Source organism: Pseudomonas triticicola (genome assembly GCF_019145375.1).
Classification (GTDB): Bacteria; Pseudomonadota; Gammaproteobacteria; order Pseudomonadales; family Pseudomonadaceae; genus Aquipseudomonas; species Aquipseudomonas triticicola.
In genome coordinates this window covers 4,285,230-4,305,052 of sequence record NZ_JAHSTX010000001.1, presented here as the reverse complement: position 1 = coordinate 4,305,052, position 19,823 = coordinate 4,285,230, and the positions used below count along the sequence as shown (strand labels likewise).

At 60.7% G+C, this 19,823-nt stretch carries 18 protein-coding genes; 8 read left to right on the top strand and 10 right to left on the bottom strand.

The genetic code is table 11. The features are described from left to right. The first annotated feature begins 89 nt into the window (after positions 1-89). Entirely contained in the window at positions 90-521 is a 432-nt protein-coding gene (locus tag KVG85_RS18980) for an acyl-CoA thioesterase (RefSeq protein WP_217864645.1), read from the top strand. Positions 522-576: 55 nt separating this feature from the next. Here KVG85_RS18980 and KVG85_RS18975 read toward each other — a convergent pair whose 3' ends face one another. From KVG85_RS18975 to KVG85_RS18960, 4 genes are all read right to left on the bottom strand, one after another. Next, positions 577-1,062: a glycine zipper domain-containing protein gene (locus KVG85_RS18975; protein ID WP_039756448.1), complete on the bottom strand. Its 486-nt coding sequence runs from the start codon at positions 1,060-1,062 to the stop codon at positions 577-579. Between the two features lie 330 nt (positions 1,063-1,392). After that, the gene (locus tag KVG85_RS18970; RefSeq protein WP_217864644.1) at positions 1,393-3,741 is read right to left on the bottom strand and encodes an FdhF/YdeP family oxidoreductase; all 2,349 of its coding nucleotides are present in this window, start codon (positions 3,739-3,741) and stop codon (positions 1,393-1,395) included. Beyond that, positions 3,738-4,577, bottom strand: a complete 840-nt coding sequence (fdhD, locus tag KVG85_RS18965) for a formate dehydrogenase accessory sulfurtransferase FdhD (RefSeq protein WP_217864643.1) — start codon at positions 4,575-4,577, stop codon at positions 3,738-3,740. The genes KVG85_RS18970 and fdhD overlap by 4 nt, the downstream gene beginning before the upstream one ends. Positions 4,578-4,669: 92 nt before the next feature. Beyond that, complete coding sequence (locus tag KVG85_RS18960) at positions 4,670-5,557, bottom strand: LysR family transcriptional regulator (RefSeq protein ID WP_217864642.1); 888 nt, start codon at positions 5,555-5,557, stop codon at positions 4,670-4,672. 138 nt (positions 5,558-5,695) lie between these two features. Here KVG85_RS18960 and lysM point away from each other — a divergent pair, with 138 nt between their 5' ends. Then, a complete protein-coding gene (lysM, locus tag KVG85_RS18955) occupies positions 5,696-6,136 on the top strand; it encodes a peptidoglycan-binding protein LysM (RefSeq protein ID WP_071174080.1) in 441 nt (146 codons plus the stop codon). Positions 6,137-6,228: 92 nt separating this feature from the next. Here the strand turns inward: lysM and yrfG are convergent, their stop codons facing one another. Then, positions 6,229-6,891: a GMP/IMP nucleotidase gene (gene yrfG, locus KVG85_RS18950; RefSeq protein WP_217864641.1), complete on the bottom strand. Its 663-nt coding sequence runs from the start codon at positions 6,889-6,891 to the stop codon at positions 6,229-6,231. An 88-nt stretch (positions 6,892-6,979) separates the two neighbouring features. Between yrfG and nudE the strand changes: the two genes are divergently transcribed. Further along, positions 6,980-7,549 (top strand): ADP compounds hydrolase NudE, encoded by a 570-nt coding sequence (gene nudE / locus KVG85_RS18945; protein ID WP_016772166.1) that lies wholly within the window; start codon positions 6,980-6,982, stop codon positions 7,547-7,549. A 7-nt stretch (positions 7,550-7,556) separates the two neighbouring features. Further along, positions 7,557-8,384, top strand: a complete 828-nt coding sequence (gene cysQ / locus KVG85_RS18940) for a 3'(2'),5'-bisphosphate nucleotidase CysQ (protein WP_217865002.1) — start codon at positions 7,557-7,559, stop codon at positions 8,382-8,384. Positions 8,385-8,586: 202 nt separating this feature from the next. Here cysQ and KVG85_RS18935 read toward each other — a convergent pair whose 3' ends face one another. The 5 genes from KVG85_RS18935 to KVG85_RS18915 all read right to left on the bottom strand — a co-directional run bounded on the left by KVG85_RS18935 (position 8,587) and on the right by KVG85_RS18915 (position 13,563). Then, positions 8,587-9,042 carry a thioesterase domain-containing protein gene (locus KVG85_RS18935; protein WP_217864640.1) on the bottom strand — a complete coding sequence of 152 codons (456 nt, stop codon included), beginning with the start codon at positions 9,040-9,042 and terminating at the stop codon, positions 8,587-8,589. Continuing rightward, positions 9,039-10,421, bottom strand: a complete 1,383-nt coding sequence (locus KVG85_RS18930; RefSeq protein ID WP_217864639.1) for a sigma-54-dependent transcriptional regulator — start codon at positions 10,419-10,421, stop codon at positions 9,039-9,041. Before KVG85_RS18930 ends, KVG85_RS18935 begins: the two co-directional genes overlap by 4 nt. After that, on the bottom strand, positions 10,418-12,226 hold the full coding sequence (locus tag KVG85_RS18925) for a sensor histidine kinase (protein ID WP_217864638.1): 1,809 nt from the start codon (positions 12,224-12,226) through the stop codon (positions 10,418-10,420). Before KVG85_RS18925 ends, KVG85_RS18930 begins: the two co-directional genes overlap by 4 nt. A 184-nt stretch (positions 12,227-12,410) precedes the next feature. Next, entirely contained in the window at positions 12,411-12,956 is a 546-nt protein-coding gene (rfbC, locus tag KVG85_RS18920) for a dTDP-4-dehydrorhamnose 3,5-epimerase (RefSeq protein ID WP_016772161.1), read from the bottom strand. Between the two features lie 82 nt (positions 12,957-13,038). Further along, on the bottom strand, positions 13,039-13,563 hold the full coding sequence (locus tag KVG85_RS18915) for a DUF3916 domain-containing protein (RefSeq protein WP_217864637.1): 525 nt from the start codon (positions 13,561-13,563) through the stop codon (positions 13,039-13,041). Between the two features lie 212 nt (positions 13,564-13,775). On the opposite strand from KVG85_RS18915, the gene KVG85_RS18910 reads away from it, so the two are divergent. The 4 genes from KVG85_RS18910 to KVG85_RS18895 all read left to right on the top strand — a co-directional run bounded on the left by KVG85_RS18910 (position 13,776) and on the right by KVG85_RS18895 (position 19,436). Continuing rightward, positions 13,776-16,688, top strand: coding sequence for an aminotransferase (locus tag KVG85_RS18910; RefSeq protein WP_217864636.1), 2,913 nt, complete (start codon positions 13,776-13,778; stop codon positions 16,686-16,688). A 305-nt stretch (positions 16,689-16,993) separates the two neighbouring features. Then, positions 16,994-17,872 carry an N-carbamoylputrescine amidase gene (gene aguB / locus KVG85_RS18905; RefSeq protein WP_217864635.1) on the top strand — a complete coding sequence of 293 codons (879 nt, stop codon included), beginning with the start codon at positions 16,994-16,996 and terminating at the stop codon, positions 17,870-17,872. Continuing rightward, complete coding sequence (gene aguA, locus KVG85_RS18900; protein WP_151551647.1) at positions 17,872-18,978, top strand: agmatine deiminase; 1,107 nt, start codon at positions 17,872-17,874, stop codon at positions 18,976-18,978. The genes aguB and aguA overlap by 1 nt, the downstream gene beginning before the upstream one ends. Positions 18,979-19,223: 245 nt before the next feature. Beyond that, positions 19,224-19,436, top strand: a complete 213-nt coding sequence (locus KVG85_RS18895) for a hypothetical protein (protein WP_016772156.1) — start codon at positions 19,224-19,226, stop codon at positions 19,434-19,436. The last annotated feature ends 387 nt before the right edge of the window (positions 19,437-19,823 follow it).

Sequence of the window (19,823 nt, the reverse complement as noted above, 5' to 3'; positions counted from 1 at the left end):
GTGTTTCCCTGTGGGAGCGAGCCCGCTCGCGAAGGGGCTGCCACGGTTTGCATTAGACTCGCCGAAAAATCTGAAGGAATCCCTGATCAATGCCCAACCCGACATCACAACGCTCCGACTACCCCCACTTCCAGCCCATCACCACACGCTGGCACGACAACGATGCCTACGGTCACGTCAACAACGTTACCTACTACAGCTTCTTCGACACGGCGGTGAACACTTATCTGATTCAAGTCGGTGGCCTGGATATTCATGACGGCGAAGTGGTGGGATTCGTGGTCAGTTCCGCCTGCGATTACTTTGCCTCGATCGCTTTTCCCGATCTGATCGAAATCGGGCTGCGGGTCGGCAAACTGGGCAACAGTTCGGTGCAATACGAACTGGCTGTGTTCAAGGTTGGCGAAAGCGAGGCGTGCGCGGCGGGGCGGTTCGTGCATGTGTTTGTCGATCGCGCGAGCAATCAGCCGGTGCCGATTCCTGCCGGTTTGCGCGGGGCGCTGGAGCGGCTGGTGGTCTAGGCGCGCAAAAAAAATCGCAGCTAAAAAGCTGCGATTTTTTGTTCAAGCCTTCGCCTTAGTGGTGGCGATAGTACTTGTGATGCTTGCGGTGGCCGTAGGCATGGCCGCGACCTGGATGACCACGGTCGCGGTAGTAGCGACGGTCATCATGGCGACGGTCGTAGCGACGATCATCATCGTCGCTCTTGTTGCCCATGTAGTTACCCAGCGCGCCGCCTGCACCGCCACCAGCGGCGGAGCCGATCAGGCTGCCGGTGGTGCCGCCGAGACTGCGGCCAACCACGTTACCGCCGGCTGCACCCAGTGCACCACCGATGGCTGCTTCGCCACGGCTGCGCTTGTCGGCGCCGACTGCGCTACCACCCGCGCCGCCCAGGGCTGCGCCAATGGTGGAACCTGTATTGCCGCCTAACGATTGACCGACGACCGAGCCAAGAACCCCGCCCAATGCGCCGCCCACACCTGCTTCGGTGGTGCCTCCGGCAGAAGCGAAGCCACTGACCAGGCCAAGGGACAACAAGAGAATCGAGGAGAACTTCATAGAGGATGAGCCTCAAAGGGATGACGGCGCCGATCCTGAGGCTCTGCGTTGGGCGTGACAATCAAAATCCGACGAATAACACGACTTGTATACAATAATGCAAGTTACTGTTTTTTCACCGGAACTTAACCGATTTTCGCCGGTCTTTAGCTACTTCGGACAGGCCGTTTTCATGCAGAAACGGCCTTTTTTGTGGGCGGTCGAAAATCTTTGCTAAGGCAGATCTGTTGACAGGTCGATAGCTTTCGCGAGCAGGCTCGCTCCCACATTTGAAACGTATTCCAACTGTGAGCGAGCCTGCTCGCGAAGGGGCCGGATCTGGCTCCGCGGTTAAGCGGATTTAGCCATGATCAAACCAGTCTCACTCGCCGCTTCCAGCCGGATCGCAATGAACTTCGACGTCGGCGTGTGGCTGCCATCGCCTGTGCTCTCCAGCGGCACCAGCGGATTGACTTCCGGATAGTATGCCGCTGCCTGCCCGGCAGGAATATCGAACGCCAACAATGTAAAACCTTTCACCCGACGCTCGCGACCGTCGTCCCAGATCGACACGATGTCGGCCTTCTGCCCTGGACGGAAGCCCAGGCGAATGATGTCGGCCTCGTTGGCGAACAGCACGTCACGCTGGCCCTTCACGCCACGGTAGCGGTCGTCGAGACCATAGATCGTCGTGTTGTACTGATCGTGGGAGCGCATCGATTGCAGGATCAGATCCGGCACCTGGCCGGTGGCACGGGTGCGCTCGTGGACCAGGTCTTTCGGCAACTGGTTGGCGCGGAAATTGGCACGGCCCGAAGGTGTGTTCCACTTGCGGGCGCCAGCCGAGTTGCCCAGATAGAAGCCGCCCGGGTTTTTGATCTTGTCGTTGAAGTCTTTGAAACTCGGGATGGTGTCGGCGATCAGTTCGCGAATGCGCCCGTAATCGGCTACCAGCCAGTTCCAGTCCACCGGTTGGCTGCCGAGAGTGGCGGCAGCGATGCCTGCGATGATCGATGGTTCCGAGCGCATCTGGTTCGACAGCGGCTGCAACTGGCCGTTGGACGCGTGGACCATGCTGAACGAGTCTTCCACGGTCACCGCTTGCGGGCCTTCGGTCTGGATGTCGATGTCGGTACGGCCCAGGCACGGCAGGATCAGCGCGTCTTTGCCGTGAGCGAGGTGGCTGCGGTTGAGCTTGGTGCTGATCTGCACGGTCAGGTCGCAGTTGCGCAGCGCTTCGAAAGTGCGCGAGCTGTCCGGCGTGGCCTGGGCAAAGTTGCCGCCCAAGCCGATGAACACCTTGGCGCGACCTTCGGCCATCGCATGAATCGCCTCGACCACGTTGTGGCCATTGTGGCGCGGCACCTTGAACTGGAAGCGACGCTCCAGCGAGTCGAGGAACGCCACCGGTGGACGCTCGTTGATGCCCATGGTGCGGTCGCCCTGCACGTTGCTGTGACCACGCACCGGGCACAGACCGGCGCCAGGTTTGCCGATATTGCCGCGCAGCAGCGTCAGGTTGGCGATTTCCTGAATGGTCGGCACCGAATGACGGTGCTGGGTGATGCCCATGGCCCAGCACATGATCACGTTCTTGCCTTTGGCGTACATGCGCGCAGCTTGCTCGATCTCGACCAGGGTCAGCCCCGATTGCTCGACGATCTGCTCCCACGAGGTGTCGTCGACAGTGGCGAGGTACTCCAGCACGTTAGCGCTGTGGGCATTGAGGAAATCATGGTCGAACACCGCCGGCTCGCCTGCCTTCTGCGCATCGCGTTCCCATTGCAGGAGGAACTTGGCCATGCCGCGCAGCACCGCCATGTCGCCGCCGAGTGCCGGGCGGAAATACGCGGTGTTGGTCGGCTTGTCGCCGTTGGTGAGCATTTCGATCGGGTGCTGTGGATGCTGGAAACGCTCCAGACCGCGCTCTTTCAGCGGATTGATGCACACCACTTGGGCGCCGCGTTTCACCGCTTCACGCAACGGTTCGAGCATGCGCGGATGGTTGGTGCCAGGGTTCTGGCCCCAGACGAAAATCGCGTCGGCGTGTTCGAAGTCGTCGAAGGTCACCGTGCCTTTGCCGACCCCGACACTCTGCGCCAACGCCACGCCACTGGCCTCGTGGCACATGTTCGAGCAGTCAGGAAAATTGTTGGTGCCGTAAGCCCGCACGAACAGCTGATACAGATACGCTGCTTCGTTGCTGGCGCGCCCCGAGGTGTAGAACTCGGCCTGATCCGGGCTCGGCAGATTGCGCAGATGCTTGCCGATCAGGGCGAAGGCATCTTCCCAAGATATCGGCTTATAGCGGTCGGACTCGGCGTCGTAGACCATCGGCTCGGTCAGGCGACCCTGATATTCCAGCCAGTAATCGCTTTGTTCCAGCAAGGAAGTGACGCTGTGCTTGGCGAAGAATTTGGCATCGACGCGACGCTTGGTCGCTTCCCAGTTCACCGCTTTGGCGCCGTTCTCGCAGAACTTGACCATGCCGCTTTCCGGCGAATCACCCCAGGCGCAACCCGGGCAGTCGAAACCGCCGTTCTGGTTGGTCTTGAGCATCATGCGCAGGTTTTTCAGGGCGTTATCGCTGGTCAGCCACGCCTGGGCCACACTGATCAGGGCGCCCCAGCCGCCAGCGGCACCTTTGTAAGGCTTGTAGCGCGGGACAGGTTTCTGGTCGGCTTGATGATGTTGGCTCACGCTTGATTCTCCATCGCGGGGCTGTACACCCGCGGCGCACTTTTCTGCGGCAGGTGGATGAGATTGAGGTTGTGGCGCCGGGCCCATTGCACGGCCAGACCGGTGGGTGCCGACAGGCTGACCAGGGTCTGGATGCCGGCACGCAAGATTTTCTGGATCAATTCGAGGCTGCAACGGCTGGTGACAATCGCCAGGCCGCCTTCGGTGGAAATCTTCTGGCGGACCAACCCGCCAATCAGCTTGTCGAGGGCGTTGTGTCGGCCGATGTCTTCGCGGCCGAGCAGCAATTCGCCACGGGCATTCATGAACACCGCTGCATGCACCGCGCCGCAGTGCTGACCGAGCGGCTGGAAGGCGCCGATGCGCTGGCGCAAACCGTCGAGCCATTCGATCGGTGGCAACGCCGCGCCCGGCAACACTTTGAGCTCAGGCAGCGCCTGTTCGACGGCTTCGACGCCGCACAGTCCGCAGCCGCTGGTGCCGGCCAACTGCCGACGCTGCTGTTTGAGGTTCCAGAATGCGCGATTGGCGATGGTCACTTGCGCGTATTGCGCCGAGCCTGCGCCTGTCAGTTGCAGATCGTAGATATCGCTGGCGTCTTCGATGATGCCGCTACCGAGGCTGAAACCGACGATGAAATCTTCAAGGTCGGTCGGCGTCACCAGCATCACTGCCTGGCTGATGCCGTTGTAGGCGATCGCCAACGCGACTTCCTCGGCCAGCGCGGTGCTGGCCGATGCCTCAAAGGGTAGATCGCTGTAGCTGTAGGTCTGGCTGGCGGCAGGCGCGGGCGTTTCAATTGCTGGCGCCGCGCAGGCTGGGCGCTTGGCGTTCATGGCATCACCGACGGTTTGATCTAGGTCAAGACTAGGCGCGGCAAGTTGTCGCGTCTAATCGCTATTACCGATCTACCGATAGATGCCGTCGATCAAGCGTCTGTTGGCGATTTCTGATAAAGCGCGAAACAGGCTTCCGCCAGCGCTGAACGCGGCGCGCCACGGCGCATGATCAGCCCCAGTGGCGCGAGGGTGTGGGCATTTTCGATCGGTTGCAGACGCAGGTGATCAGCAAGGGTTTCCGCGCCGCCATCGAGCGGCATGATCGCGCAGCAAAAACCGCCGTGTACTGCTTGCAGCAGTTGATGCACGGCGTCGGTTTGCAACAACGGTTGCGGGGTCAGGCCACGGCTGTGGAAGTTGTGGTCGATGGACTGGCGAAAGTGCATGCCGCTGGTGAGCATGCACAGCGGCAGTTCGATCAGCGATTCCCAGCTCAGGGGGGCTTCGCCGAAGTTGAACGAGCGCTCGTCATAGAGCAGGCCCATGCGCGTTTCGTTGAAGGCCAGCGAATCGAAGCGCTCGCTGTCCAGACGCTCCAGATAGGACACGCCAATGTCGATGCGGTTGTTTGCCAAGTGTTCGAGCACCTGCTCGGAGCTCAGCGACGACAGTTCGAAGCGCAGGTCCGGGTGCGCCGCATGCAGACGTTGCATCAGCGGCAACGGATCGAAGCTCGACAGCGGCACCACGCCCAGGCGCAGCGTACCGATCAGGTTGCCGCGACAGGCCGCCGCTTCTGCCTGCAAGCCGTCGTAAGCCGCCAGCACCGTGCGCGCCCAAGCCAGCACGCGCTCGCCCGGCGCGGTGAAACCTTCGAAGCGCTGGCCACGGTTGACCAATGGCAGATCAAGTTCTTCTTCGAGGCTGCGCAAGCGCATCGACAGGGTCGGCTGGGTGATGTGGCAGCGCGCGGCGGCCTGGCCGAAATGGCGTGTTTCGTCGAGGGCGATGAGGAATTTCAGTTGCTTGATGTCCATCTTCGCTCCGGGCGGTTGGCGGGGTGTGGCGATTCTACCGCCTGCGGCGCGGCAGCGTCATTGGTCGGACTGGAACCGGGTTTGGCTGGGGTGGTCTAGGCTTGGACGACTGACCCTTTATTACATGGAGTGAATGCGATGAGCCTTTTGAGTTTTGTCAAAGAAGCCGGTGAGAAACTGCTTGATCTGTTGACTCCCGGAAACGCCAATGCCAGCGAGCAGTTGAAGGAACATATCAGCAAGGTCGGGCTGGGCAATCCCAACGTGCAGGCGACCGTGGATGGCGACAAGGTAACTGTCACCGGTGAGGTGGCGAGCCAGGAAGAGAAGGAAAAGATTCTGCTCGCGGTGGGCAACATTGCTGGCGTGGGCAGTGTGGATGATCAGATCACCGTGACCGGGCCGGTGGTGGTTGCGGCAGAGTTTGTCGAGGTCAAAGCAGGTGACACACTCAGCGCAATTTCACTGCGCGTCTATGGCAATGCCAACCAGTACGAGAAGATTTTCGAAGCCAACAAACCGATGCTCAAGGATGTGAACAAGATTTATCCGGGGCAGAAGCTGCGCATTCCAAAATAACGCAGTAATGTAGGAGCTGCCGAAGGCTGCGATCTTTTGATCTTGGTTTAACAAAGTCAAAAGATCGCAGCCTTCGGCAGCTCCTACAGGATTCAGAGTCCGGCGATGAGATCGCGGTAATCCCCGACCGCGGCAAATTCGGCCGTGTCCTTCGGCCCTTTGCGGCTGTCCGGTTCTTTCACCGCCAGCAAGTGCGCTACGCCAAAATCCCGTGCACTGCGCAGGATCGGCAAGGTGTCGTCGATAAACAGGCTGCGCGCCGGATCAAAACCGATGTCCGCCTGCAAGGCATCCCAGAACTGCGGGTTCTCCTTGGGATAACCATAGTCGTGCGAGCTGATCAGCCGCTCGAAGTATGGTGCGAGTTCGATCCGTTCCAGTTTCAACGACAGCGAATCGCGGTGCGCATTGGTGATCATGATCACCCGTTTGCCGGCGCGTTTGATCGCGTCGAGGAAGGTATCGGCATCCGCGCGCAGGGCGATCAGATGGGCGGTTTCCTGTTTCAGTTCACGCACCGACAATTTCAGTTCCGCGCTCCAGAAATCCAGGCAATACCACTGCAACTGGCCGGCGTGGCGCTCGAACAATGGCTGCAATTCCAGCTCGGCCATGGCCCGGCTGATGCCGTGCAGTTCGGCGTAGCGCTGGGGCAGGTGTTCGAGCCAGAAATGGTTGTCGAAGTGCAGATCCAGCAGCGTGCCGTCCATGTCGAGCAGAACGGTATCGATGTCGGACCACGGTAAAGAAGGCATGGCAACGTCTCGAACGGTGAAAGGATATCCGACGCAAACAATCGGGAAAGCCGCGTTATAGTAGCGCGTTCACGCCAAGGAGCTTTGCATGCGCCAGAAACCCACCGTACTCGCCCGCGAGATCGTCGCCACCAGTCGCCTGTTTCGCGTCGAAGAACTCAAGCTGCGATTTTCCAATGGCGTGGAGCGTACTTACGAGCGTCTGGTTGGCAAGGGCGCGGGTTATGGCGCGGTGATGATCGTCGCGATGCTTGATGCCGAACACGCAGTGTTGATCGAGGAATACTGCGGCGGCACCGACGAATACGAACTGTCTCTGCCCAAAGGCCTGATCGAGCCGGGCGAGGACGTGCTGGCGGCGGCCGAGCGGGAGCTCAAGGAAGAGGCCGGTTATGGCGCGCGTCAATTGGAACATCTGACCGAGCTGTCGCTGTCGCCCGGTTACATGAGCCAGAAAATCCAAGTGGTGCTGGCCACCGACCTGTATGAAGAGCGGCTGGAAGGTGATGAGCCGGAGCCGATGCGGGTCGACAAGGTCAACCTGCGCGAACTGTCGGCGCTGGCGCAGAATCCGCAATTTTCCGAAGGCCGCGCCTTGGCGGCGCTGTATCTGACCCGCGACCTGCTGAGCCAGCGCGGGGTGTTCAGCTATGAGTGAGACGTCGATGAATTTTCCCCATCCGCTGATGGCACCTGTGGTTGCGCTGGCTTTACAGGCTGGCGAGGCGATTCTGCCGTTCTGGCGTGCAGGCGTCGAAGTCACGGCCAAGTCCGATGATTCGCCGGTGACGGCTGCCGATCTGGCTGCGCATCACCTTATCGTTGCCGGGCTGACGGCGCTGGATTCGAGCATTCCGGTGCTCTCGGAAGAGGACGCCGACATCCCGCAAAGCGTGCGCGCCGGTTGGCAACGCTGGTGGCTGGTGGATCCGCTGGACGGTACCAAGGAGTTCATCAGCGGTAGCGAAGAATTCACCGTCAACATCGCGCTGATCGAAAATGGCCGGGTGGTGTTTGGCGTGGTGACGATGCCGACCAACGGTCGTTTTTACGTCGGTGGCGCCGGGCTCGGGACATGGCGTGGCGACAAAGGCGCAACGCCGATAGCTATTCAGGTGCGCGATGTGCCTGCGCCGGGCGAGGCGTTTACTGTGGTGGCCAGCCGTCGCCATTCCAGTCCCGAGCAAGAGCGTTTGCTGGCCGGGTTGAGCGCCAGTCTTGGTGAGCTGCAACTGGCCAATATCGGCAGCTCCTTGAAGTTCTGTCTGTTGGCCGAAGGTGCTGCCGATTGCTATCCACGTCTTGCGCCGACTTCGCAGTGGGACACGGCGGCAGCGCAGGGAGTGCTGGAAGGCGCGGGGGGTGAGGTGCTGGATTTGAATGGCGAAGCGTTCAGTTATCCGCCGCGGGAATCGCTGTTGAATGAGTTCTTTCTGGCGCTGCCGGCGAAGGCTGCGTGGCGCGGACGGTTGTTGGAGTTGGCCCGAGGCTAACTGCCTGATCCGCAATTCCCCTCACCCAGCCCTCTCCCCCAGGAGAGGGAGCCGACCGAGTTGTCTGGCGCTATGCATGGACCTGGAGAATCGAGTCGATTGTGGAGTCGGCGAAGCAGTTTCAGGTCGACGTAAATCTGCAGCATCCCCGTATCGGTTCCCTCTCCCTCGGGAGAGGGCTAGGGTGAGGGGCTGTTGATCTTCAACGGTGCAAAACGTACTGCCCGGTAAATCTAACCGCCTCGTCCCCACTTCCCGCATTCAGGATCCGCGTATCCAGCGTCAGCCGCGCCCGCCCATATCGCCGATAGATCGCCACGAACCGTTTCCAGACTGCCGCATCCGGTGCCGGGCAGATCGCCACGGCGTCCCCGGTCACCGGCAGCGGATAACTGATCTGCCCTTCCTGAATGACGATGTGTCCGTCGGTAATCCCTTCTTCCTTCAAACGTAGATGCAACCAGCCCCAGCCGGCCAGCACCGCGCCGCAGTAGAGGCTGCCGCCAAACATGGTGCTCTTGTGATTGACGTTGGGCGCAAGCGGCAGGTGCAGGCTCAATTGCTGCTCACGCCATTCAAGCACTTTGAGGCCCATCTCGGCGGTCAGCGGAATGTCGTGATGCAGCACCGTTTGCAGGTATTCGCTTGCGCTGCTCATTCGTTGTCTTCCCCGTGGCTGCTGTCGCCGAAATTCAGACCGTGTTTGCGCAGCTTGTCGTGCAGGGTCTTGCGCGGAATACCCAAGGCTTCGGCGAGGCTGCGCACCGAGCTGTGCGAGCGCGCCAGTTCGGCGGCTATCAACGACTTCTCGAAGTTTTCCACTTGCTCACTGAGGCCGCCGCTGACCACTTCGACCGGCGCGCCGCCGCTGCCATCCGCGCTGTTGTCCAGTGCCAGCTCAAGCCCGAGGGCGAAGCGTTCGGCGGCATTTTGCAGTTCACGTACATTGCCCGGCCAGGTGTGGCGCAGCAGCAGGGCGCGGTGTGCCGGTTGCAGCTCGTGGGGCGGCAAGCCGTGGCGGGCGCTGGCTTCATCGGCGTAGTGCTGGAACAGCACCAGTGCGTCTTCGCCGCGTTCGCGCAACGGTGGGATGCGCAGCGGCGCGACATTGAGGCGGTAATACAAGTCGGCGCGGAAGCGACCCTGATCCGCCGCCTGGCGCAGATCTTCCTTGGTCGCGGCGATGACGCGGATGTCCAGCGGGATCAACTGATTGCCGCCCAGGCGTTCGACGACGCGCTCCTGCAGCATGCGCAGCAGCTTCACTTGCACGTCCATGCTCATGCTTTCGATTTCGTCGAGAAACAGCGTGCCGCCGTTGGCGAATTCGAATTTGCCGATGCGGCGTTTCTGCGCGCCGGTGAAAGCGCCGGGCTCGTGACCGAACAGCTCGCTTTCCACCACCGATTCCGCCAGGGCACCGGCATTGATCGCCACGAACGGGCCGTTGCGGCGGCTCGACAAGTCGTGCAGCGCGCGGGCAACCACCTCTTTACCAGCGCCGGTTTCGCCGAGGATCAGCACATCAGCCTTGGTCGCTGCCAGCGCACCGATCTGCTCACGCAGGCGCAGCATTGGCGTCGAATGGCCGACCAGTCGCGCGCTCAATTCGTTGCGGTCGCTCAAGGCCAGACGCGGGCTGCGGTTGTCCAGCACCAGCCGCCGTAGCGCGAGGGCGCGACGGACGCTGTCGAGCAGTGCATCGCTGGCAAAGGGTTTTTCCAGAAAGTCGTAAGCGCCGGCGCGCATCGCCTGCACCGCCAGCGGTACGTCGCCATGGCCGGTGATCAGCAGCACCGGCAACTCCGGATCCTGTGCATGCAACTCGCTCAACAGTTCGAGGCCGTCCATGCCCGGCATGCGGATGTCGCTGACCACCACCCCCGGCCAGTCACGCTCAAGTTGCGCGGCCAGGCCCTTGGCTTCGGACAGCGGCAGGATTTTCAGGCCGGCCAGGTCCAGGGTCTGGCCGAGGGCTTGGCGCAGGTGCGGATCGTCGTCGATCAACACTACCTGGATGCGATTGTCGATGGTCATGCACTTCGATCCTCGGACGGTTGCAGGCTGACTCCGGGCGCGCCGGCGCGCAGGCGCAGGGTGATCAGGGCGCCGCCCTGCTTGTGGTTGGCGAACGACAGCTCGCCACCAAAGGCGCGCATCAGCGTTTCACAAATCGCCAGTCCCAGACCCAGACCCTGTGTGCGGGTCTTGGTGGTGTAAAAGGGCTCGCTGGCGCGGCCAAGAGCTTCCATGCAGAACCCGGGGCCGTTGTCGCGAATGTACAGATTGACGCCGTCGGCGGTGGCTTCGGCACTCAGCCACAATTTGCGCGGCGGGCCTTTTTCGGTCAGGGCATCGAGAGCATTGGCCAGCAGATTGCCCAGCACTTGGCGCAAGCGGGTTTCGCCGGCCTCGACCCACAGCGTCGCGGCTGGCAGATCGCGGATCAGTTCGACTTCCATGCTGCGCCGACGTTTGGCCAGCAATGCCAGCGCATCGTCCAGCGCTGGTTGCAGGGCAACGCTTTCCGGTGCGTGGCGATCGCGCCGAGCGAAGGCACGCAAATGGGCGATGATCGAGGCCATGCGCCCGGTCAGTTCGCTGATCAGCTTGAGGTTGCCGCGCGCGTCCTCGGTGCGCTGATGATCGAGCAGCACTTCGGCGTTTTCCGCATAGCTGCGAATCGCCGCCAGCGGCTGATTGAGTTCGTGGCTGATGCTCGCCGACATGGTCCCCAGCGCCGACAATTTGCCCGCCTGGACCAGATCGTCCTGGGCGCGCACCAGCTCCTGCTGCGCCTGCTCACGCTCGAGCACTTCCTGCTTCAAACGCCGGTTGAGGCCCTCCAGATCGCTGGTACGTTCAGCCACCCGGCCTTCCAGTTCGCGGCGCGCCTTGGCCTCGAAGGCGATGCGCTCCAGATAATGCCGGCGACGTTGCATCATCAAACCCACCAGCAGCATCACCACCAACAGCGTGGCGCCGCCGATCGCGACCACCGTGCGCACCGGACGATCGATCAGCGTGCGCGGGGCGAGAATGCTCACGCTCCAGCCGGTTTCGGCGATGTCGTGGGTCTGCGTGAGCCAAGCGTCGGAACTGAGGTTAAGCGGTCGGGGTTCGCGGGTCGGGTAGGGCTGGATCGCAGTGATCGCGGCGCGCTCGGCATCGCTCAATGCACGGGTGGAGCGGAAACGCCATTCCGGGCGCGACGTCAGGATGACCACGCCGTTATGGTCGGTCACCAGCAATTGTTCCGGGGTTTTGCCCCACAGGCTTTCGGTGTGGTCGAGGTCGACCTTGATCACCAGCACGCCGATGATTTTCTCGCCGTTGCGCACAGCAGCGGCGAAGAAGTAGCCGCGTTTGGCGGAAGTGGTGCCGAGGCCGAAGAAGCGTCCGAGGCGCCCGGCCATGGCTTCGCTGAAATACGGGCGGAAGGCGAAATTGCGGCCGACGAAGCTGTCGCGTTTGTCCCAGTTCGACGCCGCCAGCGTCTGGCCGGACGTGTCCATCAGGTACATGACTTCAGCGCCGGTCTGCGCGGCGATGTTTTTCAGCAGGCGATTGGCGTTGTCTTGGGTCACGCCGTCATCCGGCGCACCGAGCACCGCGCGCAGGGCCGGCAGATCGCCGAGAATCTGCGGCAACACTTCATAGCGATGCAGGGTGCCGAGCAGGTTGGCGACGTAGAGATCGAGAGTCTGGCGATTCTGCCCGGCGAGTTCGCTGCGGTAATAGCGTTCGGCAAGATGTTCCAGCGGCCACAGCAGCGGCGCCAGGCACAGGGCCAACAGCGCGAGGCTGCGCCAGCGAGGTCTGCGGGGGAGAGTGGGTTTCATGAGCCGGATACGCCTGTAGGGACAGGCGCATTATGCCTTTGCTCAGTACGAAAACTGCCTGCGCGTCGATCATGCTGCGTTAAAAACAGGCTCGGAATGCTCATTTAGGGATCTAGACTCCGCTTCCTCGCCTGTTTTTGCCTTGCCTGATCACCGCTCGGCGAGTTTTCGTACAGACCTGGCCTCAGGCGAAGACGTCAGCGTCCTTGAGCAGCGCGGCCGCCTGGTCCTTGGCCGACAGCTTCGGCGCTTCGTCCAGTTGCCAGTCGATGCCCAGCGCCGGGTCGTCCCAGCGAATGCTGCGCTCGGAAGACGGGTCGTAGTAGTTGGTGGTCTTGTAGAGGAACTCGGCGAACTCGCTCAGCACCACGAAGCCGTGAGCGAAACCTTCCGGAACCCACAGCTGACGATGATTTTCCGCCGACAGGCGCACCGCCACCGATTTGCCGAAATGCGGCGAGCTGCGACGGATGTCCACCGCCACATCGAGCACTTCACCCGCCGTCACGCGAACCAGTTTGCCCTGGGTGTTCTGCAACTGATAATGCAGGCCACGCAGCACGCCTTTTTGCGAGCGCGAATGGTTGTCCTGCACAAACTGCGTTTCCAGACCGGTAGCGTCCTGAAACGCCTTGGCATTGAAACTCTCGTAGAAAAAACCGCGCTCGTCGCCGAACACCTTGGGTTCGATGATCAGAACACCGGGCAAATCGGTGGTGATGACATTCATGAGGATTTCCATAGACAGGTGTGAATGGCCGACATTCTTGCGCAAAGCGCTGCGGGGCGCGAGTGCGGACTACGCCGGAGCGTCAATCGACCTCGCCAAAATACCAGCGTTCCTCTTCATAAGTCTGCCCATCCCAGCCTTCAACCTCGTAGCGCAAACCTCGTTCGCCCATGCCATGTGGCAACACAAGCCCCCATTCTTGAGCCAGGCTTTTGCCGGTTTCGACATATTCGCTATCGGAGGCAGGGATATGACCTCGGTGGTATTCCAGATCCGTATAGATACAGATTTCGCTGGAAAACATGCCGGGAACACAAATGGCTGCGACCACCCTGCAGTCAAGCGCATGCTCAGGACGAGCCAGGCGTAGATGCTGCGCCGCGTCGATCAAGTTCTGGGCAGATTGCCTTTTCAGATCGGTAGTTGCCTGTTTTCCTTCGACCAGCGCCATGTGAATCGGAATTTTCCAGTTCCAGTATTTATCTTCGAGAGTGAGGTCGGCTGGAAAGTATCCCTCGAAATCGGCGGCCCAAGCAGCCAATGCACGTAAGCGGCGAGGGATGTTGCGAACCTTTTTGTCGGTAAGGGCGAGGCGACGATGGGACATGACGTGGGCTTGCATCCGTGCTGTGAATTTGTGGCGCAGATTGCACAGAGCGGCGCTGAAACACAATCTGAAAGTCTTGTGGGAAAGTTTGCCTGGAAGGCTTCCATGATTGCATTTCCGTTTTCGTTTGACCGGGCAACGTCCTAAGGGGGTTGCGTAACCGCCAAGGCAATGGCGATATAAGCGCCTAATAAAATTTCAGGGGTCGTTTCATGCCGCTCGCCACGTTGATTCATCGCGCCAGTTTGCCCGGTCCGCAGGTTTCAGAGGCGCAGGCGCTGCAATGGCTGGCCGAATATTACGGGCTCAGCGGCACGTTGCAGGCGCTGGGCAGCCAGCAGGATCTGAATTATCGCGTCGACAGCGTGCGTGGGCGCTTCGTGTTGAAAGTCTGTCGTGGCGATTACGCCCTTGTGGAGTTGCAAGCCCAGCACGCCGGGCTCAAATACTTGGCCGAGCATTCGGCGATCAAGGTGCCGCGCGTCATCGCAGCCAATAACGGTGCCGATCTGTTGTCGTTGCAAGCCAATGGCGAAACGGTGCATGTGCGCTTGCTGGAGTACATCGACGGCCAACCATTGACCGATTTCGATCATCTTGGCAAAGACGTGGTCGCCGGGTTTGGCCGACTCTGTGGCGAGATGGATTTGGCGCTGGCCGGCTTCGATCATCCGGGCCTTGAACGCACCTTGCAGTGGGACGCGCGTCACGCCAACGCTTTGATCAGTCATCTGTTGCCGGTGATCACCGACGCGCAGCAGGGTGCGGCGATCAGCGCTGCCGCCGAGCAGGCCGAGCGCCGTTTGCAGCCGTTGCTGGACAAACTGCCGGTGCAGGCGATTCACATGGACATCACCGATGACAACGCCGTTTGGGCGCGCGACGCCCAGCGGCATTGGCAGTTGCAGGGTGTGATCGACTTCGGTGATCTGGTGCGCACCTGGCGTATCACCGATCTGTCGGTGACCTGTGCGGCTTTGCTGCATCACGCCGATGGCGATCCGTTTGTCATCCTGCCGGCGGTCCAGGCGTATCACGCGGTCAATCCGTTGCAGTACGCTGAGCTGCAAGCGCTGTGGCCATTGATCGTGTCCCGGGCGGCGGTGCTGGTGCTCAGTGGCGAGCAACAGGTGAGCATCGACCCCACCAATACGTATAGCCGCGACAATCTCAGTCACGAGTGGGAAATTTTTCGCGTCGCGACATCGGTGCCACAGGCGCTGATGGAAGCGGCGATTCTCAGAGCCGTGGGACAGACCGTGCCAGAGGCCGAAAACACAGAATTTGCACCGTTGTTGCCAGGGCTGGTCGGGCGCGAATTCGCGCTGATCGATCTGGGCGTGTTGAGCCCGCACTTCGAGGCGGGCAATTGGGAGCAGCAGGGCATTGATCAGCGCTTGCTGACAGAGGCCGCAGCGGTGCACGGGCTGGCGGCGACGCGTTATGGCCAGTACCGCTTGTCACGTACTCGGCCAAACAGCGCGACTGAGCCGGACACGTTCCCGTTGCATGTCGAATTGCGTGTGCCGGCTGGAGCCGAAGTGCAAGCACCGTTCGCCGGCGTTCTGAAGCAAGCGGCAAACGGTGCGCTGCAACTCGATGGCCCGCAGTTCAGCGTTCGCCTGTGGGGCGTGACGCCCGTTCTTGAGCAGGGTGTGGCAGTGGATCAAGGCCAGAAGCTCGGTACGGTCACGGGCCCGCTGCTAGTGCAGATGTGCCGGGGAGCAGAACTCGACGCGCCGCTGTTCTGCACGCCGTCCCGTGCATCGGCGTGGCAGGCGTTGTGCCCGTCACCGGCGATGCTGCTCGGGCTGGCCTGCGACGCCGAGCCTGAGCTGGACGCAAAAACCCTGCTCGAACGACGCGATGCCAGTTTTGCCCGCACGCAAAAACACTATTACGTTGACCCGCCGCGCATTGAACGCGGCTGGCGCAATCACCTGATAGATATGCAGGGCCGCTCGTATCTGGACATGCTCAATAACGTCGCCGTGCTCGGCCACGGTCACCCTCGGATGGCGGCGGTCGCGGCGCGGCAGTGGTCGTTGCTCAATACCAATTCGCGTTTCAACTACGCGGCGGTCGCCGAGTTTTCCGAGCGCTTGCTGAAGCTGGCGCCGAAGGGCATGGATCGTGTATTTCTGGTCAACAGCGGCAGCGAGGCCAATGACCTGGCGATTCGCCTGGCCTGGGCCTTCAGCGGCGGGCGCGACATGATCAGCGTGCTCGAGGCGTATCACGGCTGGACGATCGGCGCCGATGCGGTATCGACATCGATTGCCGACAACCCGAAGGCCCTGGAAAGTCGCCCGGACTGGGTGCACCCAGTGCCGGCGCCGAACACGTATCGCGGCGAATTCCGTGGCGCCGATTCGGCGCCGGATTACGTGCGCAGCGTCGAGCATCATCTGCAAAAACTGGCCGAGCAGAAGCGGCAACTGGCCGGTTTCATCTGCGAGCCGGTCTACGGCAATGCCGGGGGTATTTCGTTGCCGCCGGGCTATTTGTCGCAGGTGTATGAAAGGGTCCGCGCGCAGGGCGGGGTGTGCATCGCTGACGAAGTGCAGGTCGGTTACGGGCGCATGGGCCATTTTTTCTGGGGTTTCGAAGAGCAGGGCGTGGTGCCGGACATCATCACCATGGCCAAGGGCATGGGTAACGGTCAGCCACTTGGCGCGGTGATCACTCGCCGGGAAATCGCCGAGGCGCTGGAGGCCGAAGGCTATTTCTTCTCGTCGGCGGGCGGAAGTCCGGTCAGTTGCCAGATTGGTATGGCGGTGCTCGATGTGATGGAGGAAGAAAAGCTCTGGGAAAACGCCCAGGTCGTCGGCGGCCACTTCAAGGCGCGCCTGGAAGCGTTAATCGATAAACATCCGTTGGTCGGCGCGGTGCACGGCTCCGGGTTTTATCTCGGGCTGGAGCTGATCCGCAATCGGCAGACGCTGGAACCGGCAACTGCCGAGACTGCATTGCTGTGTGATCGCCTGCGCGAGTTGGGGATTTTCATGCAGCCGACCGGCGATGACTTGAACATCCTCAAAATCAAGCCACCGATGGTGACGTCGCGCCAGAGCGTGGATTTCTTTGTCGATATGCTGGATCGGGTGCTTACCGAAGGCCTTTAAGCAACGCACATCCCCTGTGGGAGCGCGCCTGCTCGCGAAAGCTGTGTATCAGTCGCCACATGCGGTGACTGACACAGCGCATTCGCGAGCGGGCTCGCTCCCACATTTGTTTTCGGTCTTAAGTTCGATTTGTATCGATTTAATTGGCGTTCAATGGAATAAATTACTGATTTATAGCTTTTAAGGCCGATATTTATCGGTTATAAAGTCGCCATTGCTCCGGCATGGTGAACTCTTGTCCGGTGCGCGCGTTTTCTTTTCGGTTGAATTCTTCGACCGTCAAAGCACTAGCCCGGAGATGATTCATGAGCCGTATCGTTACCGTCGCCGCCACGCAGATGGCCTGTTCGTGGGACCTGGAAGCCAACCTCGAAACCGCTGAAAGACTGGTCCGTGAAGCCGCCGGCAAAGGCGCGCAGATCATCCTCATCCAGGAACTGTTCGAGGCACCGTACTTCTGCCAGAAGCCCAATCCGGATTACCTGCAACTGGCGACGACGGTTGAAGAGAACGTGGCCATCAAGCATTTCCGGAAAATCGCCAAAGAGCTGCAAGTGGTGCTGCCGATCAGCTTCTACGAACTGGCCGGGCGTGCACGCTTCAACAGCATCGCGATCATCGACGCCGACGGCAGCAGCCTCGGGATTTATCGTAAAAGCCACATCCCTGACGGCCCGGGCTATCACGAAAAGTATTACTTCAACCCGGGCGACACCGGCTTCAAGGTATGGAACACCCGTTACGCGAAAATCGGCGTTGGCATCTGCTGGGACCAGTGGTTCCCGGAAGCGGCACGCAGCATGGCCCTGCAAGGCGCGGAAATTCTCTTTTATCCAACCGCGATCGGCAGCGAGCCGCACGACAAGACCATCTCTTCACGCGATCACTGGCAGCGGGTGCAGCAGGGCCATGCCGGCGCCAACCTGATGCCGCTGATTGCCAGCAACCGCATCGGCAACGAAGAGCAGGACGGCTACGACATCACCTTCTACGGCTCGTCGTTCATCGCCAACCAGTTCGGCGAAAAAGTGCAGGAGCTGAATAAAACCGAAGAAGGTATTCTTGTGCACACGTTCAACCTCGACGAGCTGGAACATATTCGCAGCGCGTGGGGTTCATTCCGCGACCGCCGGCCGAATCTGTACGGCGCGTTGAAAACCCTCGACGGTTCCCTGGAGTCCTGATGACCACATTGAAAAGTACCCCACGCGCCGATGGCTTCTACATGCCGGCCGAGTGGGCGCCACAAACCCAGACCTGGATGATCTGGCCCGAGCGCCCGGACAACTGGCGTCTGGGCGGCAAACCGGCGCAGGCTGCGCACGCCACGGTGGCCAAGGCCATCGCCCGCTTCGAGCCGGTGACCGTTGCCGTCTCCGCCGGCCAATACGAAAACGCCCGCGCGCGCCTCGATGTGCCGAATATCCGCGTGGTGGAGATGTCCAGCGACGACGCCTGGGTTCGCGACAGCGGCCCGACCTTTGTGATCAATAACCATGGCGAAGTACGCGGTGTGAACTGGGATTTCAACGCCTGGGGTGGTTTCGATGGCGGCCTGTATGCACCGTGGAACCGTGATTCGCAGGTCGGCGGCAAGATCCTCGAGATCGAGCGCAGCCCGCGTTACCGCACCGAAGGTTTCGTGCTCGAAGGGGGTTCGATTCATGTCGACGGCGAAGGCACGCTGATCACCACCGAAGAATGCCTGCTCAACCGCAATCGCAACCCGCACCTGAGCCGCGAAGAAATCGAAGCCGTACTCAGCGACAACCTGTCTGTGGACAAGATCATCTGGTTGCCGGATGGCTTGTTCAACGATGAAACCGACGGCCATGTGGATAACTTCTGCTGCTACGTGCGTCCGGGCGAAGTGCTGCTGGCGTGGACCGATGATCCGCAGGATCCGAACTACCCGCGATGCCAGGCCGCAATGAAAGTGCTGCAAAGCAGCACCGACGCCAAGGGCCGCCCGTTCACGGTGCACAAAATGCCGATTCCGGGGCCGCTGTACGCGACCGAAGAAGAATGCGCCGGGGTCGATGCGGTGGACGGTTCGCAGGAGCGCAATCCTTCCGTGCGTCTGGCCGGTTCCTACGTGAACTTCCTGATTGTCAACGGCGGCATCATCGCGCCGAGCTTCGACGACCCGATGGATGCTCCGGCCAGGGAAATTCTGCAGAAGCTGTTCCCGCAGCACGAAGTGGTGATGGTGCCGGGCCGCGAACTGTTACTGGGTGGCGGCAATATTCACTGCCTTACCCAACAGCAGCCAGCGCCGCACAAAGAGTGAGTTGAGTCGTAACAGCTTGAGTTGATTCACAAATCAGCCAGGCAATGATTAGCTCGCTCAGCATCAAAGCAAGCCCGCGGCCCGTCAGGACCGCGGGCTTGTTCGTATCCGCCGGTCTACATTCGAGTCGCCTTGGCATAGCTCTTGTATTGCTCCTTATGCACTAGGGAGGGCGGGGAACTTCAACAGTTCTGTCACAAACCTTGGATAACGTAGCCGCTCACGAACGGGGAGAGAGCGCTGAAATGAACGCCGAAGTGAACGTAATCAGCGAGCGGACTGTGCATCCCATGGCCGTCAACGGCGAATCGCTCCAGCTTGTCGCGCACTGGTTGAAGTCCAATGGAACGCGTCAGATCAGACAACCTGATCCGCGCCGGATGATGATCGAGCGTTACCCCGCTGGCCTGTTCAGCGAGGCCGAGCTGGAAGCCTTGTGGGATGTGATGGAAGGATAAGAACAATAGGGATTGGTAAAAGCGCTGCCGGAATGGCGGCGCTTTTTTTTGCCTGATTTTTATCCACAGGTATTCAAAGGTGGGAGCGAGCCTGCTCGCGAAGACGTCAGCCCTGCCAATGACTTTGTTGACTGATCCAGCGCTTCGCGAGCAGGCTCGCTCCCACAGTTCAAACTCCCTGTTTAATCCGTTTTTTCTGCAACAGCCGAGCAAAAAAATTACGTTTCTTAGACGTTTTTCGCCTATTTAAAGACGATTCTTGAAATTGACACACAGTTCAGGGCGCGGCTACGATTCGGCCCAACGCCTGTGGCTAACCGCCATGACTCAAAATAAGGAGCAGGCCCGCCATGACGTTAACGTCGGCGGGTCTTTTTGTTTCGGGGT